This window comes from Paenibacillus sp. Pae15 (genome assembly GCF_024519685.1).
Classification (GTDB): Bacteria; Bacillota; Bacilli; order Paenibacillales; family NBRC-103111; genus Paenibacillus_G; species Paenibacillus_G naphthalenovorans.
The window spans coordinates 146,980-165,799 of record NZ_JALJRM010000002.1 but is presented as its reverse complement, the minus strand read 5'-3'; the positions used below and the strand labels follow the sequence as shown (position 1 = coordinate 165,799).

Genomic DNA, 18,820 nt, shown 5'->3' with positions numbered 1-18,820 from the left:
AACAAGCCTGTATTGATTTATTCATACACGCTTCCGATGGCAATCCAGTTGACAACCCCTTGGAACTCGCCGGAAACATTGCATCGTACGACTTCGATAACCGCACCGCTATCCTGTTTGCTCTGGATCACGGCGTAGCAGCCGGGGTGGCTCGTTGTTCCGACAAGAACATAGTTATCGTCAGCGTACGGCCGATCAAAAATGACGGGAATGGCCGCACTTTCCGTTTCACTGGAGAAAGAGAAGCTGCTCAGACCGAACTGCTGCGAAGTGGTCAGCAGCTTTCTTTCCGGTGCGGGGAAAAACAACGGATGCTGCCGTTCGTTCTTATCGTCCAGGATCGTATTTTCCTTATCGTTCTCCGTCTCTATATCGATCGCATGCAAATATATTTTGTCGCTCTTCGGCTTTTCCGTTCCTTCTGACGCAGGCTCTTTGGTATGCGCCTTTTCGGACTTTTCGTTTGATTCCTTTGCCGGAGCCTCCGCTTTGTTCTCGGCCGGATTCGGGGCCAAACGTTCCTCCTCCGGACGAATTTCAGCAGCAGGCTTCTTATCCGCAAGCCCCTTCGTCTCCCGCTTTCCTTCTCTAACGGAAAGTCCGTTCAGCAGCGTTTGAAGCTTAGGTTCCAAATGAAGCAGAGAGATCGTTCCCGGGATCAGATGATATCCGGATATAGTTTCCTGCTTAATATGGAATCCATCCACCGTTTCATCACCCAAATGCTTCGACGTGACGGCCCCGTCGGCCAGCCGGCTGCTGTCCACCGCGCCCAGCGCGATCTTCTCCATCGTCACCGCATACGGCCTCAAATTGGCTTCACCCACGGCATCGACTGCCAGATGCTTCGATTTAACCGAACCGGACGTCAGATGCTTCGATTTAACGGAACCGGACGTCAGATGCTCCGAACCGACAGAGCCCTCAGCCAGCCGGCTGCCGTTCACCGCTCCCGGCGCCAGCTTCTCCGTCGTCACCGCCTCCGCACCCAGTTGGGCTGCACCGACCGATCCTGCAGCCAGGTGCTCCAATCTGACGCACTCCAAGGTCAAATGCTCCGGACCAACGGAGCCTTCAGCCAACCGGCTGCCGTCTACCGCGCCGGGTGCCAGCTTCTCCGTCGTCACCGCCTCCGCACCCAGCTGGGCTGCACCGACCGCTTCTTCGGTCAGGTGCTCCGAGCCGACAGAGCCCGACGTCAAATGCTTGAAACTGACGGAGCCTTCAGCCAGCCGGCTGCCGTCCACCGCGCCAGGCGCCAGCTTCTCCAAGGTGACGGCCTGCGGTCCGATTTGTGCTTCGCCGACCGCTTCAGGAGCCAGGTGCTCCGAACCGACAGAGCCCGCAGCCAACCGGCTGCCGACGACCGACCCGGGCGCCAGCTTCTCCGCGGTGACGGCCTGTGGTCCGATTTGTGCTTCGCCGACCGCTTCAGGAGCCAGGTGCTCCGGACCGACAGAGCCCCAGGCCAAATGCTCCGGACCAACGGAGCCTTCAGCCAACCGGCTGCCGTCCACCGCGCCGGGCGCCAGCTTCTCCGTCGTCACCGCCTCCGCACCCAGCTGGGCTGCACCGACCGCTTCTTCGGCCAGGTGCTCCGGACCGACAGAGCCCAGGGTCAGATGCTTCGCCGTGATCGAGCCTTCGGCCAACCGGCTGCCGACCACCGCGCCATGCGCCAGCTTCTCCGTGGTCACGGCATACGGCCTTATCTGCGCTTCGCCAACCGCATCGACGGCGAGATGCTTCAAAGCAACGGCGCCCGGGGTCAGATGCTCGGATGTTACCGAGCCCGCGGCAAGACGACTGCCGACCACCGCTCCCGGCGCCAGCTTCTCCGCCGTTACGGCCTGCGGCTGAAGCTGCTCTTCTCCTACCGACTCCGAAGCGAGGTGCAGGGGACCGACGCTTCCGGGTGTCAGGTGTTGAGAACCGACCGAACCCTCAGCCAGACGGCTCCCGTCCACCGCACCGGGCGCCAGCTTCTCCAAGGTCACGGCCTCCGGCATCAAATGCACCTCACCGACAGCATAGAAAGTAAGGTGCTCCGAGCCGACGGAATACGAGGTCAGATGCTCCGAGGAAACGGCTCCCGCGGCCAGACGGCTTCCGTCCACCGCTCCCGGCGCCAGCTTCTCCGTCGTCACCGCCTGCAGTTGCAGCTGTTCTTCTCCTACCGACCCTTCGGCGAGCTGAAGCGATCCGACGGCACCGGGGGACAGATGCTCCGATACAACGGCTCCCGCAGCCAGACGGCTTCCGTCCACCGCTCCCGGCGCCAGCTTCTCCGTCGTCACCGCTTCTGCCTCCAACTGCGCTTGGCCTACCGCTCCGGCGGCAAGCTGGACCGATCCGACGGCACCGGAAGCCAGATGCTCCGATCCGACGGCTCCCGCGGCCAGACGGCTCCCGTCCACCGCTCCCGGCGCCAGCTTCTCCCTGGTCACCGCCTTCGGACTCAGCTGATCTTCACCTACCGACTCAGGCTCGAGCTGTGTTGGGCCGACAGCCCCCGGGGTCAGGTGCTCCCTTGCAACAGCTCCCCAAGCCAGACGACTGCCGTTTACTGCGCCGTATGCCAGCTTTTCCGTCGTTACCGCATTGGACATCAAATGCTCTTCACCTACGGCCTCGGCAGTGAGATGTTCCGGTCCTACGGAGCGTTCAGCCAGATGTTCCGATGTCACAGCGCCTGCAGCGATTCTCCGGCCGTCGACGGCGCCTTCGGCCAGATGTGAGGCGCTCACGGCTCCATCTGCGATTTGAAGTCCCGTCACGGCGCCTTCGGCCAGCTTCTCCGTCCTCACCGCGCCATCCTCCAAGTGCTGCGCCTTCACGGATCCTGTCCCAAGGTGCACATGCTGAACCGATCCGGGGGACAGATGATCCGCCTGCACCGCTTCCTTGGCAAGCTTTTCCGAAGTCACACTGGCATGCGCCAGCTTTGCCGTTGTGACTGCCAGATTCGTAAGCTTATCCGTGGATACCGATTCGCTGGATATTTTGGAGGTCGTTACGCTATGATTCGAGAGATGTCCGGTATGAACGGCTCCCTCTTGCAAATGCTGCTGCTGCACCGCACCGTTGCTCAGCTTCTCGGAAGTGATGGAGCGGTCGTGCAGCTTCTCCGTTGTCACAGCACGGTCCTGAAGGTGTTCCGCTGCGACGGTTTTTTCCGCCAGATGCCCCGAAATCACCGCTTTATCGGCAATATGCGCCGACCCTACCGTCCCGGGCGTCAAATGCTCGCCTTTTACCGAAGCCTTCGCCAGTTTACGGGAGTTGACCGATTGCTCGGCAAGCTTCTCGGCAGTCACGGCCCCGTCGATCAGTTGGGATACGCCGACACTGGAGGCTGCCAATTTATCACCGGTGACCACACGCGGAGACAAATGCCGGTTCTCAATCACCCCTTGCTGGATATGCTTAGCCTCAATGACCGCCTCCTGCAGATGAATTCCTTGTACAGTCCCTTTGGACAGCTTCGCGGAAGTCACCCCACCGTCCTTGAGATGGACGCTTTGCACCGCTCCGTCCGAAATGTGATTGGGTTGAATCTGCTTATCGGCAATGTGTTCGCTTCGAACAAGCCCTGCCGTCAAATGCTCGTTAACAATCGAGTGCATCTTCAAATGCTCGGACGAAACGCTCCATGGCGCTAATTTCTCCTCCGTCACCGCCCCCTCCGCCAGCTTGCTGGAGGTGATTTCCCCGTCCACCAGCTTGGCGGACGTCACGGACTGGTCCCTCAGCTTTTCTGTGGTCACCGCCTCATCAGCCAATTTGGATACATTGATGGCCCCGTTGGCCATATGAATCGTTTGAATCGCGCCGCTTTTGATTTTATCGGATGTGATGGATTGATTCTGAATCAGCTCTTCCGTTATGACTTCGTCCGCCAAGTGCTTGGTGTGTATCGAATGCTCGGCGATCTTCATGGCATCGATCGTTTTATCCGCCAATTTGTCTGACGTGATGCTGTTATTTTGAAGCTTCGAACCGCTGATCGCACGGTCCTGGATCTTATCCGAGGTAACCGCGCCGGCCGCCAGATGCTCTTCTGTTACCGCTCCGGGGGCCAGCTTTTGTTGGGTTACACTGCCATTAGACAATTTCGTACCGTCTACCGCATAATCTGAAATATGGTCCTTTGCAATGCTGCCGCGTTTAATTTTGGATCCGTCCACGGCATAGCGGGCTATTTTTTCCGATGTTACCGACTCGTCGGCCAGATCGTCCGTATAAATGATAGCGCCTGATGATAGCGGGGATGAAAGCTTCAAGGAAGGGCGCCTCGAGACGGGCGGCAACGTTTTCGGTTGAGCGGACTCCGATTCCCTGACGCGTCCGGGTGCAGAAGAGCTCAAGCCGGCTTCTTCCTTCCGTGCCGTTTCTCCCGAATCCAACCAGCTCAATTCATTCGTAAGCGCATCAACCCGTTTTCCTTGTGTCGGCCTGACTTTGCCGGAACTCCGGCGGCTCACTTTTTTCATATGTGTCCTCCTATATTCCGTAATGACCTTTCATGCTACGATGAAACCTTCGCAATTAGTCATTGCTAACATATGCATTCACCTAGAAGGACGTCATACAAACTGTTAAAAATAGGCAACTATACAGGAAATGCGCGCAGACGAGCACTGTCTGACCGACGGAGAGAGAAAGCCCTGGGCTTTTCTTGCCGAAGAAGCCCGGGGCTGCAAGAAACCAAGCTACACGCCCCGCTCCCCCTCTTCATAACGGAAGCAGTCCGTCGTATGATCCATCACCATGCCGACAGCCTGCATGAACGCATAACAAATCGTCGACCCTACAAAAGTAAAGCCCCGCTTCTTCAAATCCTTGCTCATCGCATCGGATTCGGGCGTGCTGGCGGGCACCTCCTGAAGCGAACGCCAAGCGTTGCGTATCGTCTTTCCGCCGACCAAGCTCCAAATATAACGGTCGAAGCTGCCGAATTCCTCCTGCACCTTGAGGAACGACTGCGCATTGGTAACGGCGGCCCGCATCTTGAGGCGGTTGCGAATCAAACCGGGGTCGGCAAGCAGCTCGTCCAGCTTCGCTTCATCATAGCGGGCTACGATGGCCGGGTCGAAGCCGTCGAACGCTTCGCGGTACCGTTCTCTTTTTTTCAGCACCGTATACCAGCTTAACCCCGCCTGCATCCCTTCCAATATCAGCATTTCAAACAGCTTCCGGTCGTCGTGAACAGGCACTCCCCATTCTTCATCATGGTATTGGATATAAAGCGGATCTTCATTGACCCAGCGGCAGCGGCAAACCATCCGATGACCAACTCCTTTTTTTCTCTATTATAGCGTATAATTAATAACGGGTATTGCTATATTCCTACCTCAAGCGGGGGATTGCCATGAAACATGAGTTGACGGTTTACGAACAACAGATGGAAAAACAGCTGATCCGTTGGGAAAAGGAACTGCTCAAGCCTCCGGGGATGCTGGAAAAGACGTCCAGGGCGGTCCAATCGCGCGTAAATCAGGTCATTCCGGAAAAAGTCCATACAACGCTCACTACTGCGGTGAAGGGCATTGTCCAAACCGCTCTCTTCAGTATGGATTACATTCCGAAGAATGAACCGCTGTCGTTCATGTCTCTGGCCATGCGCGACCACCAGGCCGAAGAGAAGATTTCCTTTTACAAAAAGCTGGCGGCCGCAGAAGGCGCCGGCGCCGGTGCAGGCGGTATCCTGCTGGGAATCGCCGATTTTCCTATCCTCATCGGCATCAAGATGAAATTTCTGTTCGAGCTCGCTCATATCTACGGACATTCGACGCTGGATTACCGGGAGCGGCTCTTTATCCTTTATGTGTTTCAGATCGCTTTTTCCAGCCAAAATAAAAAACCGGCCCTCTTCCGAACGATTCTGGAATGGCCGGAGACCGTGAAATCACTGCCCCCCGAAGCTTCCTACGCCCAGTACATTAATTGGCGGCAGCTGCAGCAGGAGTACCGGGATACGCTCGACTTTCGCAAAATGCTTCAGCTGGTTCCCGGTATCGGCGCTTTCGTAGGAGCATGGGCCAACTATGGTCTGCTGGATGAGCTCGGGCAAGTAGGCATGAACTGCTACCGCTTGCGATGGCTGCAGGAAGCGAAGCGGCGCAAGCATGACGCCGATCAGCAGAGCCAGGACGACGACGGGGTAAAACCGTTTCAAACGGGCAGCCCTGAGTGACAAACGAACGGTGAGGAAGCCGCAGGATGATCCATAGGATATTTGCCGGCATATAAGCCCCCTTGCAGTCTCCGTCATCCGGACGAGGCAGCAAGGGGGCTGTGATATGGAAGGGCCACCCGTTAGGAAGGTTCCCTGATGGGTTTAACCTATATATACAAGAATATCCCCATCCGTGATGAGCTTCGACGTCCCCGGAGGTACATCTCCCGTGATCCGCAGCTGCACATCCTGACCCAGTTCCTCCGATGCCAAGCTGGTCCATTGGGCTTGAAGCGCCTGGGCGCGTTCGGAACAAATCGGAATAATGGCGACCTCCGGACGGGTCAAGCGAAGCGTTGCGGCGTTGAAGGCATCGTTTACACCGTGGTGTGGAGCCTTCCATACCCTGCAGCGGAGCTGCAGCCGCTGTGCCAGCCTTTTCCAGCCTTCTTCCAGCAAATCCCCGCCGAAGAGAACGCCGCCGTCCCCGGACGCTTCATCACGCGTCAAGAGATAGACGGAGCTGTCGTGGTTGGACAGTTGATGAAAACGTTCCAGCCAACCTGCCCCGGCCGCGCCGATCTCATTGCGGCATGCAAGCAAAGCTTCGGTCAAGGCGGCCCAAGCCGGAAGAGGGTCATCCTGCCGCGGATGCAGCTGCTCAAACGTATAGCCCTCCCGATGCCAAATGGCCGCCTGGTCCTTTTGACCATATCCGTCCCGCCATATCAGCCGCGTTCCATTCTCCTGAAGCAAAGCGACCAGTTCCAGGTAACGGGCCAGCAAGCGGCAGACAAGCCCGGTCTGGTCTTCCCGCTCCCGGCCCGCCAAAATCGATTCCGGCAGCACGAAAGGCTTGTAGGGCAGAACGGCTTCCAATACGCGCTTGCGCCTGGCCACCTCCAACAGGCCGTTCAAATGATCGTCATGCAAATGCGTAAGGATCATACAATCAAGCCGTTCCTCTCCGCAACGATCCATCCAGCCGGCAGCCGTATCCCCCCCAGGTACATTCTCCGGCAAGTCCCCGCCGTCCACTAAGGTCAAATGGCCCGACGGCAGACGAATGAAATGCGCATCTCCCCATCCGACCTGGATGCAATGCACTTCAGCCTTCATGCCGAACGCACCTCCTTATCCTCATCTCCCTGCGCATTCTCCTTGCCTCCCGTTTCGTTTCTCTCCTCTGTTTCTTCAAACCAATAGGCTTTGTCGTCCGGTATACGAATCCAATAGGTTCCCTCCGGCTGCGCAGCTTCATCGTCAACGAATACGGTCTGTCCGTTAACCGTTACCATGTGCCGGTAAGCGGAGCCGACAAACAATCGGCTCTTTACTTCACCGAGGAACAATACGCCGCCATCCTCCCGGCGGACCTGCGGCAGTCCGCCGGATGCCGGAAGATGAGCTTCAGCGCCGGTTGCTCCCCGTTCCTCATGGCTGTTCACCGGTATCAGCTTCGCATCATCCGAACGCAGCACCAGCCTGCTGCGCTTCCCGTCCCGCATCACCTGAAGCGTATGGCTCTCTCCCAGAAATTGAGCGGTAAAATAGGTCGCCGGCTTGCGGTATACCTCTTCCGGCGTACCCGCCTGTTCGATCCGTCCTTCATTCATCACGACCACATAATCCGCCATAGACAACGCTTCTTCCTGATCATGCGTCACATACAGCGCCGTTATGCCGAAGGCTTGTTGGATGCTGCGGATTTCCACGCGAAGCCGCTGCCTCACCTTCGCATCCAGATTGGACAACGGTTCATCCATCAGCAGCAGATCCGGCTGCACAACGAGGGCCCGAGCCAGGGCGATCCGCTGCTGCTGCCCTCCCGAATACTGCTGAGGCTTTCTCTTGCGGACCTCCGTCAGATCAATCTCCACCCGGCGCAAGACGTCAAATACCTTTTCCTCCCGCTCCTTGGGGGGAATCTTTCGCAGCTTCAAGCCGTAAGCCACGTTGTCGAACACCGACATGTGCGGCCACAGCGCGTAGTTTTGAAACACCATCGCGGCCCCCCGCTCCTGCGGGGTTGCCCTCGTCACATCCCTTTCGCCGAAATGAATGCTTCCGCTATCCGGTTGAAGGAACCCGGCCAATGTGCGCAAAAGCGTTGTTTTGCCGCAGCCGCTCGGACCCACGATAGCGGTCAATCCCCGCTGCGGCAGCAGCAGATCGATACCTGTGATGCCGCGGCTTTTGGCATAGTTTTTGGTCAAGCCCTGAATATGGATCTGCATAGGTCATACCCTCCCGAAAGCACTCAAATATTCCGATTTCATAAATCGTTGCAGCAGCAGGAGCAATACGATGCCGGGAAGCATCAGCAGAATGGCCGTCACGGACGCCACCTGCATCTCGTATCCGTTCGCCGCATTGTACATAAATATAGGCATGGTCACCATGAACGGCGCGCCGATCAGCAGACTGCCCGTAAATTCATCAAGCGAATACAGGAAGACGAGCAAGGAGGAAGCGATCATGCCCGGCAGGGAAAGCGGAAGCGCGATATGAAAAAAAGTATACAGCCGCGACGCTCCCAGCATGATGGACGCCTCCTCAAGAGCAGGCGAGATCGACTGGAACACCGATACCATGGTCCACACCGAAAAGACAACGGCGCCTACCAGATGAATCAATATGACGCCCGTCAGCGTTCCTACAAGATCCCATTTGTACATGAGCACCATGGTGTTCGTAAATACCGGGAGCTGGGGAAACGCCTGCGGCAGCAAAAACAGCAGCAAAAGAAGGGTTCGTCCCGGAATCCGGCAGCGTGCGATGATGTAGGAGAGCGGTACCGACACCAGAAGACACAGCAAAGTGACGAGCAGCGCCGTTTCAAAGCTGAGTATAAGGGACTGCAGCATCTTTCCTTCGAATACTTTCCGCCAATAGAGCAGGCCCCATTGGTTCGGCAGCGGATGAGGCCAAAACCATTTTTCCGCCAACGACCACAGAAGAAGGCTTGTCAGCGGCCCCAATATCACGAACAATGCGGCTGCATAGGCGACCAGCCTGAGAGAGATTTGCAGCAGACCATAGCCGGAAACGAGCCGGGAAGCGCCGGAAGACGACGGCAGAGCTCCGGGTTGAACAGTCGAATTCATACTTTGGCCACTCTCCTGACGTAATAGATGGCGGCACCCATGGAAACAAGATAAGACAGCACGCCGAGCGCATTCGCTACTCCGTTGTTGTGCTGATATACCATTTGATAATAAAGATCGATCATGAGCATTTGGCTGCCGCTGCCGCTGCCCATCATCGCCGGAATGGAGAAGCTGCCCATCATCGAGGTGAACGTCAGAACGGCAACGACGCCGATCGAGCCCGTGCTCATAGGCACCAGAATATCTTTTATCAATCGAAGGCCCCCCGCCCCTACATTGCGGGCCGCTTCCAAATAGCTCGGATTTACGGCACGGAACGCACCCATGACGAGCAGCAGAGAGAACCCGATATTTTTCCAGACTAAGGCCAGAATTAAGCCGGCGGTATTGAAAGCGATGGAAGGAAGGGAATCCGGATTGAACAACCCGAGCGACATGAACATCGAATTCAGCGTTCCGTGCGGAGCCAGAAAAACGCGCATTGCATGGCCCACCACCACAAAGGGAACAAACAGCGGAATTTTGAACAAAAACTCGATAAACGGACTGGCATGCAAACGCAATACGCCTCCGAGAAGTACGGATACCAGCAGGAGCAAAAGCAAGCTGACCGCACAGACCCATAACGTATACCACAAATCTCCTGTGTATAAAGCGAAGGCTTCCCGATAATGGGCTGTCGTCCATTCCCCCTGGTCCGTCCTCAGGCTCGCCGCCACGGAGAGAACAAAAGGATAGACGAACAGCACAGCTACAAGACCGACGGGAGGAGCGGCAAGCGCCGCCCCCGCCAACCGGTGAATGATAGCAGGGCTAAACCAAGATGGCGTGCTGCTTTCAAGTTTCATCCATTGCACCCCTGATTTCCGTCTCAATTCTTTTCGTAAGCCGACTGCAAGTTCGTAAAGAACTGCGAGATCGGAAACGATTGGCCTCGTTTGCTGAGATCCTCCGCCGTGACGTCTTTAAACAGCTTTTGCTTTCCCTGCTCGCTCACGTTGGCCATGACGGCATTCGCGTCGATACCGGGGTACCAGCTGTTTTTATCCACAATATATTTTGCCTGAATTTCGGGAGATGTAAGGAAATCGGCGAAGGCCAATGCCGCTTCCTTGTTTTTGGCGTTCTTCGTGATCACAACGTACATCGGCTGGCCAGGCAGACCCGGTTCAATCACCTTAAGCCTCAGGTTCGGATTCAAACGTCCTTCGTCTATCCAGGTATAGAACATGTCGACCCAAACCGGGCCCATATCGATTTCGCCCCGGTTCAGCATATCCAGCGTACCGTTATTGCCGTTGGTGATGGTCGCGGGCAGCGATTTGAGCTCCTTCATGATATCCGGCCATTTTTTCTCCAGCTCCGCATTGTAAGGACCCTCGGATAACGTTTTGTAATCGCCTGTTTTCCAGTAGACGTAAGCGGTCGTGAACGCTACTCCGCTCATGCCGTTCTTGATACCGTTGTAGCCGAAGCGCTTGGGATTCGCCTGGATCCAGGCGGCCAATTCCTCAAAACTGGCCGGAGGCTGCTTCACCTTGTCCGGATTGTAAGCGATCGCCACTTGGCTGTGGAACATCGGGATCACATATCCCTCCACATTCGTACCGAGGCTGTTTTTGCTGTCCGAAGAGGTCACGTACTGCTTATTGGCGGATTGCGGCACCCATTTGTCCAGCAAATCATTATCTATCATTTGCTTCATCAGGTTTTGGTGTACGATGGCTACATCGATATCCCATTCTTTTTTGCCTGCGTCTTTTTGCGCCTTCAGCTTTTCCACAATTTTTTGCGATCCCGCATCTCCGGGACCTGTTCCGACCACCGCAACTTCGGCTCCCTCATATTTCTTTTTGAAATCGGGGGCGACAGCTTTTTCCATCAGATCCGTCATAACGGTGTCGCCCGCAACCGCCAAGCTGACTTGAAGCGGTTTGTTTTCCGCCTGTTTGGGCGTATCCGCCGGTTTCGTTTCCGTACCGGAAGTGGTTATCGACGCCGCAGGCGCCGTTTGTCCGCAGCCGGACAGCATGGCCGCAGTGAGCAAGCATACAACTGATAGGCTTCGAATTTTTCTCATTTTCCCCATCCTTAGACCTTTTTTAATGGATTGTTGTCTAGACACCCACTAATCACATTATGCTCAGAGATTATTAGCAGAGTGTCAAATGGATGTGAAGAATTAGTAAAAGTACCCAAACCGTACGGCTTTTGTGACGCAACCAAAAAAAGCGCCCCTTACCGGGTGCGCTTGATCCAAAACTTGAACACGTCGTTGCGGAAATAATCGTACGAAAACAAGACAGGCAGAAAATCCTCGTCGTAGTGCGTTTGCTTCAGCAGAAGTACGGGCGTTTCTTCCGTTAGCCTGAGCTTGGCCGCATGGACGTCGGATGGCGCCGGTACGATCAGCTCGGTATTGGCGCTGACAATACGAATGCCGCACTCCTCTTCGAGAAAACGCATTAAGGAGCCGTGCAATCGCCTTCGCTTGAATGCCTCCCCTGAAATGGCGTAAGGCAAAATATTGATATTGAACGATACCGGCTCTCCACCGGCCGTCCGTATTCTCTCGCTGACGACAACCGGGTCGCCGGACTCGATATGAAGAAAGCCGGCCCACTCCGGTTCGCATGGAACCGTTCGAATCGATTCCTGATACTCGCCTTCCCCTAAACCGGAAGAACGGATCATCTCCGATGTGGAGCTCAAACGGTCCAAGCTGCTGGGGATCGAATCCTGCGGCCGCGTGACGAAGCGGCCGATCCCCTTGCTGACGCGAAGCTTCCCTTCCCGTTCCAACTGCTTTACTGCGGAACGGAACGTTTCACGGCTTACACCGAATCTGCGGGCCATTTCCGGCTCCGAAGGCAGTTTCTCTCCTGCGACAAGCTCACCGGACTCCATTTGTCTCTCCAATTCTTCCTTTATTCGGATATACTCGTGTGCCATATCGTTTCTCTTCGCTTTCGTTTTTTTAAATCGTAACAAACCGTAACGAAAAAAGGAAGCCTTTCGGCCTCCCTGGATTTATCTTACCGCTTGTATCTCTGCCGTTACTCTCGCCTGGCCGTTTGAAGTATCGGCGTTGTTCCAGTTGACGGTTTGACCCACACCGGGCAAAGCGCTCAGGAACCCCATTTCGTCGTCTCCGCTCGTACCGTCCGAGTCGTTGACGAGCAGTTTCATCTCCGTACCTGCCGGCTCGGTGACATAGCGGTCGTTATAAGCGGAACTATACTGGCCGCCGAGTACGGCATCCACCGTTCCCCAAAGCACTTGATAAACCGAGCCAATCGGTGCATCGTTCTTTTTCCATAGCCGGTCATCGCTTACACTGTTGCCGTTTGCTTGCCACTTCACATAGATATCGCTTTTGCCCCCAAACGGGTCCCGGTCAGCCTGACTGGTTACGCTGGAGACCTGAAGCCTGTGCGTATAATAAGAATGATTCACATATTGATGGGAGAAATCCCCCAATCCGTTTACATGCGTATCGACCATATGAGCCGGGTCGCTTAAAAAATCGCCTTTGAATGTCGGACCGTCGTCTGCATCATCCCACACCCACGGCATGGCGGCGGCGTCCGTGCCGTATGTATCCCCGTCCAGTTTCCCCCACGCGCCGAACGTTTTCCCGTCGCCAATGTCGGTGCGCCGGTCCCAGAAATCATTAAAGGACAGCAGAGCATATTCGTATTTGTTGGTATAATTGCCTGTTGCATCCGTTACTACATCCGCTGTCGTGCCGGGTTGATATACGATGCCGTCGCCTCCGGGCGCAGAGCTCCCGTCGTAGGCATAAACCCCGTGTCCGCCCAATGGGCTTTGCCCGTTGGATTGAATAAACACTTTCGGATGCGAGCCGTTAAACAGCACGCCTCCGTCCACATTATCCGTACCCGTCGTAATGGAAGGATCGTTGGTGTACTGATAAAACTGGTTGTGCGCGCAGGTTTCCATCAATTGAAACGCACCGTAGGATGAGCCATCCTTGCGAATGACCAGCAGCACGCCTTCCAGATCGTTTTCATGCCGGTCCAGCGTCAACGGTCCGTCATCGCGGGGATGGTACACATAGTAGCCGATAAAATAATGCGTTACGGTTTCCACCACGGAATAGTAGGCATAGGCTTTCAACGGATATGAATAAAGATTTTCCCAGTTGTTATTGCCCTTCCAATCCCCGTCATAATTAAAATTGGTGATGTAGTCCGCTTCATAGCCGTAGGTTGCGTTTACATCCTGATAAAACTCCGGCGCCCAATGTGCAGCGAGCTCGGCGGCGGAAGCCGCCTGTACGGCCGGAGGCCATGCGCTTCCCGCCACTCCCAGCGTGATGACGAGGGCCAACAGCCAGCTTCGGATCCTTTTCTTTCCCATACCAATCCCATCCTCCCCTAATATAGCCAACGCTTGGAAGCGTCAGCTGTGGTCAGCGGGTGTCTAGACATCATTATCATAATCGAATTGGATTAGCGGAGTGTAAAAGCGATATAAAGATTTTATTAATTCCGCTCAACAGAAAAAAAGCCTCCGCCGGGGCAAAAGCCATGGGCGAAAGCTTTAGAAGTAATGCTATTCGGTATACCGAACATCACCAGGTGACGAAGCCTTTGGCGCCGACTCCGGGATTGGTGATCATCTCTGTTACCGGAATCGCGTAAGCCACGAGAATCAAGACGACCAGCACGCCGATCCACACGCCCCAGCGTTCGAAGACGGCCGGTGTTTTTTCCGCCTGCTCGCTGACCTCGGCAATCGGAAATTCGGTCTCCCCCTTCGGCGCGCTGAGCAGCATGACGATGTTGATGATCATCAACACGACGCCGACGAACAAAATCGTTCCACCAATCGCCATCACCACATGATAAGGAATCCACATGATGGCATCCGGATGATCCTGATAGGTAGTGAATGCCGTACGCCGGGGCGATCCGAGCAAACCGACGGAGTGCATCGAGCCTGACATGAAGAACATGCCTACTGCCCAAATCACGGTTTGAATGATGCCGAGACGATGCATGAGCGGTGTCATCTGGCGGCCAAGAATCGCCGGTATCAACCAATAAGTAATGCCGAAGAAGGTCAATGCGACGCTGGAAGCTACCGTCAAATGAAAGTGTCCTGTAACCCAGAGCGTGTTGTGGATGACCGCATTCAGCTGATGGCTTGCGTTAATCAAGCCGCCGGCCCCCGCCGGAATAAAGATCAGCATGCCCATGAACGGGGCGAAAAAGCGCACGTCCTTCCATGGCAGCTTCTTAAACCAGCCGAACAGCCCTTTGGCGCCGACGGAGCGTCCGTGCAATTCGAAGGTGGCAAACAGCGAGAACGCCGTCATCAAGGAAGGAATAACCACCATAAACGTCAGAATCACCTGCACAAACTTCCAGATGTTAGAAACCCCCGGTTCCATCAGCTGATGGTGGAACCCGACCGGAATAGAGAATATCAAAAACATAATGAAGGATAGTCTGGCCAAGGCATCGCTGAATATTTTGCCGCCGATGACCTTGGGGATGACGCAATACCAGCACATATATGCCGGCAGCAGCCAGAAGTAAACAAGCGGGTGGCCGAAATACCAGAACAATGTACGGCTGAGCACCACATTGACGGTGTCCACCCATCCGAACGACCACGGAATGAGCTGGAACAGCACCTCAACGGCAACCCCCAGCGTAGCAATAATCCACAAGAGCATCGTGATGACGGCCATATAAGCGAACAGCGGCGTCGTTTGGCCGCGATGCGTCTTTTTCCAATAGCGGTAGTTGATAAAAATGCCGAGGCCGCTCATCCAGCTGCCGACCACAACGAAAACCAGCGCGATGTAGAACCAGGGCGATGCTTTCATCGGGGCGTAAAAGGTGTAAAGCACGGTCGCCTTATTCAACAAAATCAGAATGGTGGCCAGGATCGTGCCGAACGTCATCAGTCCGTAGCCCAGCCAGCCCAGCTTACGGGCAATCGGCAGCAGGTGCCCTCCCAGCGTCCGTGCAATCCCTGCAAGCATAAAGCCGATAATGAAATAGGTGGTGAACACTAACGCCATCAGTAGACCATGCGCCGTAAGCAGTTGATAGTAGCCGATCTCCATCGGAAGATGGATCATTCCCCCGCGCACCAGTCCTTGAAGCACGCCCGCTACACCGCCCAGAAACAGGGCGAAAAAGGCGAACAAAATATGAGCAAGCACCAGCGCGGAATCCCGGCTGTCAAAACGCTTGATATCGTTAATCATCGTATACACTCCTTCATGTCGGCCGGCTGTCTTATTTAACAACGATTTTCATCATCATCACTTCATGCGCCGCCCCGCAGTATTCATTGCAAAGCACCAAATATTCCCCGGGCTTGGTGAACGTGTAGGTTAGCCGGTTCACTTCCCCGGGCACCACCATCATGTTGATGTTCGTTCCATTGACTTGAAATCCGTGTACGACGTCCTGGCTGGTGATTTGAAAATGAACCTTCGCCCCGAGCGGTATTTCCATTTGATCAGGCGAGTATCCGAAGGCAAACGCCACGAGATTGGCTTCGTACTCCTGATCCCCGATTTGCTTTAAACCCGGCTTGTCGAACGGTGCGGTCGTGCTGAGCTTCTCCGGATCTACGGTATGACGATGATCGCCGGGAGGCTCCATCCCCAGCGCGAAAGCGCCAACCCCCACAACGGTCAAAAACAGGCCAAGCATGGATATGCCGAATATCAGCCAAATTTTTTCCAATCGATGAATGTGCATGTAAGTTCGACTCCTTCTCCTCTAGTGTCTTGCCATGAACAACAGAAACACACCGACCCAAGACAGCACCAAGAACAATCCGAGCAGCATCACGGATACAAAGGTGCCTTTTAACGATTCTTCACTATGCTTCCCTTGAGATGGCGTCATTTGGTAATGTTCATGCCTCGTCACGTTTTGCGGCTTTGTCATCGTCTTTTCCTCCTTCTTCCCGGAAGTATTTGATGTATACATTGTAAAATTTGCTTTTCATCCCCAACTATGATTTAAGTCACATTAGATGTTAAGCATTCGTGAACGATTAATAAGGCGAAGAACTGGCCCTGCCCTTTGGATGTATCATACTTTCAAATTTTCAACTGCCGGAAGCAGGCATATGTTGTAAAATAGAAGGAAGCAAGAAGCCCCAGCCAATAAAGGAGGAGAATGGGATGGATTTAGGACTTGGCGGGAAAATAGCCATTGTTACGGGAGCAAGCGCCGGAATCGGATGGGCCTGCTCTAAAGCGTTGTTTGATGAGGGCGCTTCCATTGTCATGGTCGCGAGGGACCCGGAGCGCATGGAGCAAGCCGCTGCCGCAATTCTTGAAGGTGATCCGGAGAAGGACGCTTCGCGCATCGTCACAGTGAAGGGAGATTTACGCGAGCCGGAGACCGTGAAGCAAACGGTGTCCGCCGCGATGGAGCGTTTTGGCCGCATCGATATTTTGATCAACAATGCCGGATCGGCTAAGGCCGGATCGTTTTTTGAGATGCCTGAGGAAGCCTTCCTGGAAGCGTGGAATTTGAAGCTGCTCGGCTACATCCGCATGGTCAAGGAAACCGCCCCGCACATGATCCGTCAAGGTGACGGGCGCATCGTCAACATTGTCGGAGCAGCGGGACGTACACCGGGCCCTACGTTTCTTGCCGGCAGTACCGCCAACGCGGCTCTGCTGAACTTTACAAGAGGGATCTCCAAGGAACTGGCCCGATCCAATGTCAGAATTAACGCGATTTCGCCCGGCATCACGGCTACGGAACGCATGCACAGGATGGCGGAGCAGCATGCGAAGGCCAAGGGAATCACGGTAGATGCTCAAATCGCGGAGCAGAGCGCCAACATTCCGCTGGGCCATGTCGTAAATCCCGCAGAAATCGCGGCAATGGCGCTGCTGCTGGTGTCCGATCGCGTCCCGTCGATAACGGGTACGGAAATCGTTATCGATGGCGGACAGCAGCCAGGCGTTTAGACAAAACGATAAAAAACCGCAGCGCTAACCGCTGCGGTTTCGTATTATACCGGCCAGGCTTCTTTACGGTAAGCCATATCCCAGAACATATATTCATACCGGCTGCTGATCACAAAATGATTGCGCATCCGCTCCCGATCCTGCGGCGTCACCTGCTCCGCGATGTCATCGATTCTTGCGATTTGCTCCTCCACCAGCTCGCGGAACCATTCACCGCCGTACGCGGCGATCCATTCCCGGTAAATCGGCTCCTCCGGCGTGCAGCCTGCAAGTCTCTTTCCAATCTCGTAATAGAGCCAGTAGCACGGCAGAATGGCGGCAATAATATCGCCCAGCTGTCCGGTGTACGCCGCCCGGAGCATATGCGACGTATACGCATAAGACGTCGGCGCCGGCTCGAACGCTTTTTGTTCCTCTTCGGTGATTCCGAGAAGCTTCGCAAACTTTTCATGCAGCGCCAGCTCTGCACTATATGTACCCTGTGCATGTACAGCCATGCGGTTCACCGTGTATAAATCGTTTGCCTTGGCAGCCCCTAAGGCCTGAATCCTTGCAAACTGGGACAAATAATAGGCGTCGTTCAGAACATAATGACGAAAGCAGTCCAACGGCAGCGTACCGTCGCCGATTCCGCGAATGAACGGATGCTCGAAGCTGGCCTGCCAGCTGGCATCTGCCGCCTGGCGAAGGTGTTCGGAAAATTTCATAAGTAATCCTCTCCATTTCTTCCCGTAAGATTCGTTAACCGCCTTACCTATCCCGTTCTAACATCCCCTATGTTGAAATACGGGAAATCCCGTCCGAGCCAGAACGCCGCGAGGCAGATCAGCAGCATTACACCGGCCAGAAGCCCGTCCCGCGCCGACCATCCGATCAGGTAATAATAGGACCGCCGCTTGGCCGAGGAGAAACGCTTGGCCTCCATAGCCACCGCGATTCTCTGGGCCCGGCGAATGCTTTGAGCCAACAGCGGTATGGCATACCTGTTCAGTGATTCCATCCAGCCCCGGATCCCTTTGGCTCTCTTCACACCGCGGACCTTGAGCGCCATCTGAAGCGTCCGGTACTCGCTGGCCACCATCGGCAAAAGCCGCATTGCGGCCATAAAGCTGTAAGCATACTTGGCCGGCAGCCGCACCTGCTGCATAAGGGAATAAAACAACCGGACGGGGCTTGTCGTCAGTCCGAACAACAGGCCGATCAGCGCCATATTAACCGATTTCAGCCCGATGTGCATGCCGCGATAAAAGCTTTCCTCCGTAATATGGATGAGACCCCAGCGCAACCAGGTTGTTTCCCCTTTGCCAAAAAATACCATGGACGTCGCGGAGGAGACGAACATCAGTGCAAAGGGCAGCGTCAAAAGCAGCAGCCGGCGCACCGGGTGGCCGGCTGCTGCAAAGAACAAAAGCGCAAGCATCCAGGTCACATGGATCAGAACATTCAAATGATGTGTCAGCAGTACGACCATAAACATGCCGATGGAGACGATCAGCTTAAAGGCGGGGTTGACGCGGTGCAGCCACGTTTCCCTGTAAGACCATGACAAAG

The 18,820-nt window shown here is 55.1% G+C and carries 16 protein-coding genes; 2 read left to right on the top strand and 14 right to left on the bottom strand.

Translation table 11 applies throughout. From position 1 onward, the window contains the following. Positions 1 to 17: 17 nt before the first annotated feature. Positions 18 to 4,493 (bottom strand): WIAG-tail domain, encoded by a 4,476-nt coding sequence (locus tag NR121_RS02505; RefSeq protein WP_256830390.1) that lies wholly within the window; start codon positions 4,491 to 4,493, stop codon positions 18 to 20. Between the two features lie 219 nt (positions 4,494 to 4,712). After that, the gene (locus NR121_RS02500) at positions 4,713 to 5,285 is read right to left on the bottom strand and encodes a DNA-3-methyladenine glycosylase I (protein ID WP_054819515.1); all 573 of its coding nucleotides are present in this window, start codon (positions 5,283 to 5,285) and stop codon (positions 4,713 to 4,715) included. Between the two features lie 86 nt (positions 5,286 to 5,371). Between NR121_RS02500 and NR121_RS02495 the strand changes: the two genes are divergently transcribed. Next, positions 5,372 to 6,196, top strand: coding sequence for an EcsC family protein (locus tag NR121_RS02495; protein ID WP_082660820.1), 825 nt, complete (start codon positions 5,372 to 5,374; stop codon positions 6,194 to 6,196). A 144-nt stretch (positions 6,197 to 6,340) separates the two neighbouring features. On the opposite strand, the gene NR121_RS02490 is transcribed toward NR121_RS02495, so the two are convergent. From NR121_RS02490 to NR121_RS02445, 10 genes are all read right to left on the bottom strand, one after another. After that, positions 6,341 to 7,297 carry a ComEC/Rec2 family competence protein gene (locus tag NR121_RS02490; protein WP_256830389.1) on the bottom strand — a complete coding sequence of 319 codons (957 nt, stop codon included), beginning with the start codon at positions 7,295 to 7,297 and terminating at the stop codon, positions 6,341 to 6,343. Next, positions 7,294 to 8,415, bottom strand: a complete 1,122-nt coding sequence (locus tag NR121_RS02485) for an ABC transporter ATP-binding protein (protein WP_062409307.1) — start codon at positions 8,413 to 8,415, stop codon at positions 7,294 to 7,296. The genes NR121_RS02490 and NR121_RS02485 overlap by 4 nt, the downstream gene beginning before the upstream one ends. Positions 8,416 to 8,418: 3 nt before the next feature. Next, positions 8,419 to 9,285, bottom strand: a complete 867-nt coding sequence (locus tag NR121_RS02480) for an ABC transporter permease (protein ID WP_054819520.1) — start codon at positions 9,283 to 9,285, stop codon at positions 8,419 to 8,421. Further along, positions 9,282 to 10,136 (bottom strand): ABC transporter permease, encoded by an 855-nt coding sequence (locus tag NR121_RS02475; RefSeq protein ID WP_256830388.1) that lies wholly within the window; start codon positions 10,134 to 10,136, stop codon positions 9,282 to 9,284. Before NR121_RS02475 ends, NR121_RS02480 begins: the two co-directional genes overlap by 4 nt. A 23-nt stretch (positions 10,137 to 10,159) precedes the next feature. Beyond that, positions 10,160 to 11,368, bottom strand: a complete 1,209-nt coding sequence (locus NR121_RS02470; protein ID WP_212741253.1) for an extracellular solute-binding protein — start codon at positions 11,366 to 11,368, stop codon at positions 10,160 to 10,162. 158 nt (positions 11,369 to 11,526) lie between these two features. Further along, positions 11,527 to 12,240 (bottom strand): GntR family transcriptional regulator, encoded by a 714-nt coding sequence (locus NR121_RS02465; RefSeq protein ID WP_074727100.1) that lies wholly within the window; start codon positions 12,238 to 12,240, stop codon positions 11,527 to 11,529. A gap of 78 nt (positions 12,241 to 12,318) precedes the next feature. After that, the gene (locus NR121_RS02460; protein ID WP_054819522.1) at positions 12,319 to 13,671 is read right to left on the bottom strand and encodes a hypothetical protein; all 1,353 of its coding nucleotides are present in this window, start codon (positions 13,669 to 13,671) and stop codon (positions 12,319 to 12,321) included. A gap of 214 nt (positions 13,672 to 13,885) precedes the next feature. After that, entirely contained in the window at positions 13,886 to 15,535 is a 1,650-nt protein-coding gene (locus NR121_RS02455) for a b(o/a)3-type cytochrome-c oxidase subunit 1 (RefSeq protein ID WP_062409310.1), read from the bottom strand. A gap of 31 nt (positions 15,536 to 15,566) precedes the next feature. Then, positions 15,567 to 16,037, bottom strand: coding sequence for a cytochrome c oxidase subunit II (locus tag NR121_RS02450; protein WP_062409311.1), 471 nt, complete (start codon positions 16,035 to 16,037; stop codon positions 15,567 to 15,569). Positions 16,038 to 16,058: 21 nt separating this feature from the next. Further along, positions 16,059 to 16,229, bottom strand: a complete 171-nt coding sequence (locus NR121_RS02445; RefSeq protein ID WP_373864978.1) for a cytochrome c oxidase subunit 2A — start codon at positions 16,227 to 16,229, stop codon at positions 16,059 to 16,061. A 239-nt stretch (positions 16,230 to 16,468) separates the two neighbouring features. Between NR121_RS02445 and NR121_RS02440 the strand changes: the two genes are divergently transcribed. Next, on the top strand, positions 16,469 to 17,269 hold the full coding sequence (locus NR121_RS02440) for an SDR family oxidoreductase (RefSeq protein ID WP_256830380.1): 801 nt from the start codon (positions 16,469 to 16,471) through the stop codon (positions 17,267 to 17,269). 44 nt (positions 17,270 to 17,313) lie between these two features. Here NR121_RS02440 and tenA read toward each other — a convergent pair whose 3' ends face one another. Next, positions 17,314 to 17,976, bottom strand: a complete 663-nt coding sequence (tenA, locus tag NR121_RS02435) for a thiaminase II (protein WP_256830379.1) — start codon at positions 17,974 to 17,976, stop codon at positions 17,314 to 17,316. A 47-nt stretch (positions 17,977 to 18,023) separates the two neighbouring features. After that, a complete protein-coding gene (locus NR121_RS02430) occupies positions 18,024 to 18,818 on the bottom strand; it encodes an energy-coupling factor transporter transmembrane component T family protein (RefSeq protein ID WP_174350128.1) in 795 nt (264 codons plus the stop codon). Positions 18,819 to 18,820: the final 2 nt, after the last annotated feature.

What these genes read in the sequence shown, in the direction of transcription:
- NR121_RS02505 (WP_256830390.1), bottom strand. Translation starts at nt 4,493, where the DNA reads ATGAAAAAAGTGAGCCGCCGGAGTTCCGGCAAAGTCAGGCCGACACAA.
- NR121_RS02500 (WP_054819515.1), bottom strand. Translation starts at nt 5,285, where the DNA reads ATGGTTTGCCGCTGCCGCTGGGTCAATGAAGATCCGCTTTATATCCAA.
- NR121_RS02495 (WP_082660820.1), top strand. Translation starts at nt 5,372, where the DNA reads ATGAAACATGAGTTGACGGTTTACGAACAACAGATGGAAAAACAGCTG.
- NR121_RS02490 (WP_256830389.1), bottom strand. Translation starts at nt 7,297, where the DNA reads ATGAAGGCTGAAGTGCATTGCATCCAGGTCGGATGGGGAGATGCGCAT.
- NR121_RS02485 (WP_062409307.1), bottom strand. Translation starts at nt 8,415, where the DNA reads ATGCAGATCCATATTCAGGGCTTGACCAAAAACTATGCCAAAAGCCGC.
- NR121_RS02480 (WP_054819520.1), bottom strand. Translation starts at nt 9,285, where the DNA reads ATGAATTCGACTGTTCAACCCGGAGCTCTGCCGTCGTCTTCCGGCGCT.
- NR121_RS02475 (WP_256830388.1), bottom strand. Translation starts at nt 10,136, where the DNA reads ATGAAACTTGAAAGCAGCACGCCATCTTGGTTTAGCCCTGCTATCATT.
- NR121_RS02470 (WP_212741253.1), bottom strand. Translation starts at nt 11,368, where the DNA reads ATGAGAAAAATTCGAAGCCTATCAGTTGTATGCTTGCTCACTGCGGCC.
- NR121_RS02465 (WP_074727100.1), bottom strand. Translation starts at nt 12,240, where the DNA reads ATGGCACACGAGTATATCCGAATAAAGGAAGAATTGGAGAGACAAATG.
- NR121_RS02460 (WP_054819522.1), bottom strand. Translation starts at nt 13,671, where the DNA reads ATGGGAAAGAAAAGGATCCGAAGCTGGCTGTTGGCCCTCGTCATCACG.
- NR121_RS02455 (WP_062409310.1), bottom strand. Translation starts at nt 15,535, where the DNA reads ATGATTAACGATATCAAGCGTTTTGACAGCCGGGATTCCGCGCTGGTG.
- NR121_RS02450 (WP_062409311.1), bottom strand. Translation starts at nt 16,037, where the DNA reads ATGCACATTCATCGATTGGAAAAAATTTGGCTGATATTCGGCATATCC.
- NR121_RS02445 (WP_373864978.1), bottom strand. Translation starts at nt 16,229, where the DNA reads ATGACAAAGCCGCAAAACGTGACGAGGCATGAACATTACCAAATGACG.
- NR121_RS02440 (WP_256830380.1), top strand. Translation starts at nt 16,469, where the DNA reads ATGGATTTAGGACTTGGCGGGAAAATAGCCATTGTTACGGGAGCAAGC.
- tenA (WP_256830379.1), bottom strand. Translation starts at nt 17,976, where the DNA reads ATGAAATTTTCCGAACACCTTCGCCAGGCGGCAGATGCCAGCTGGCAG.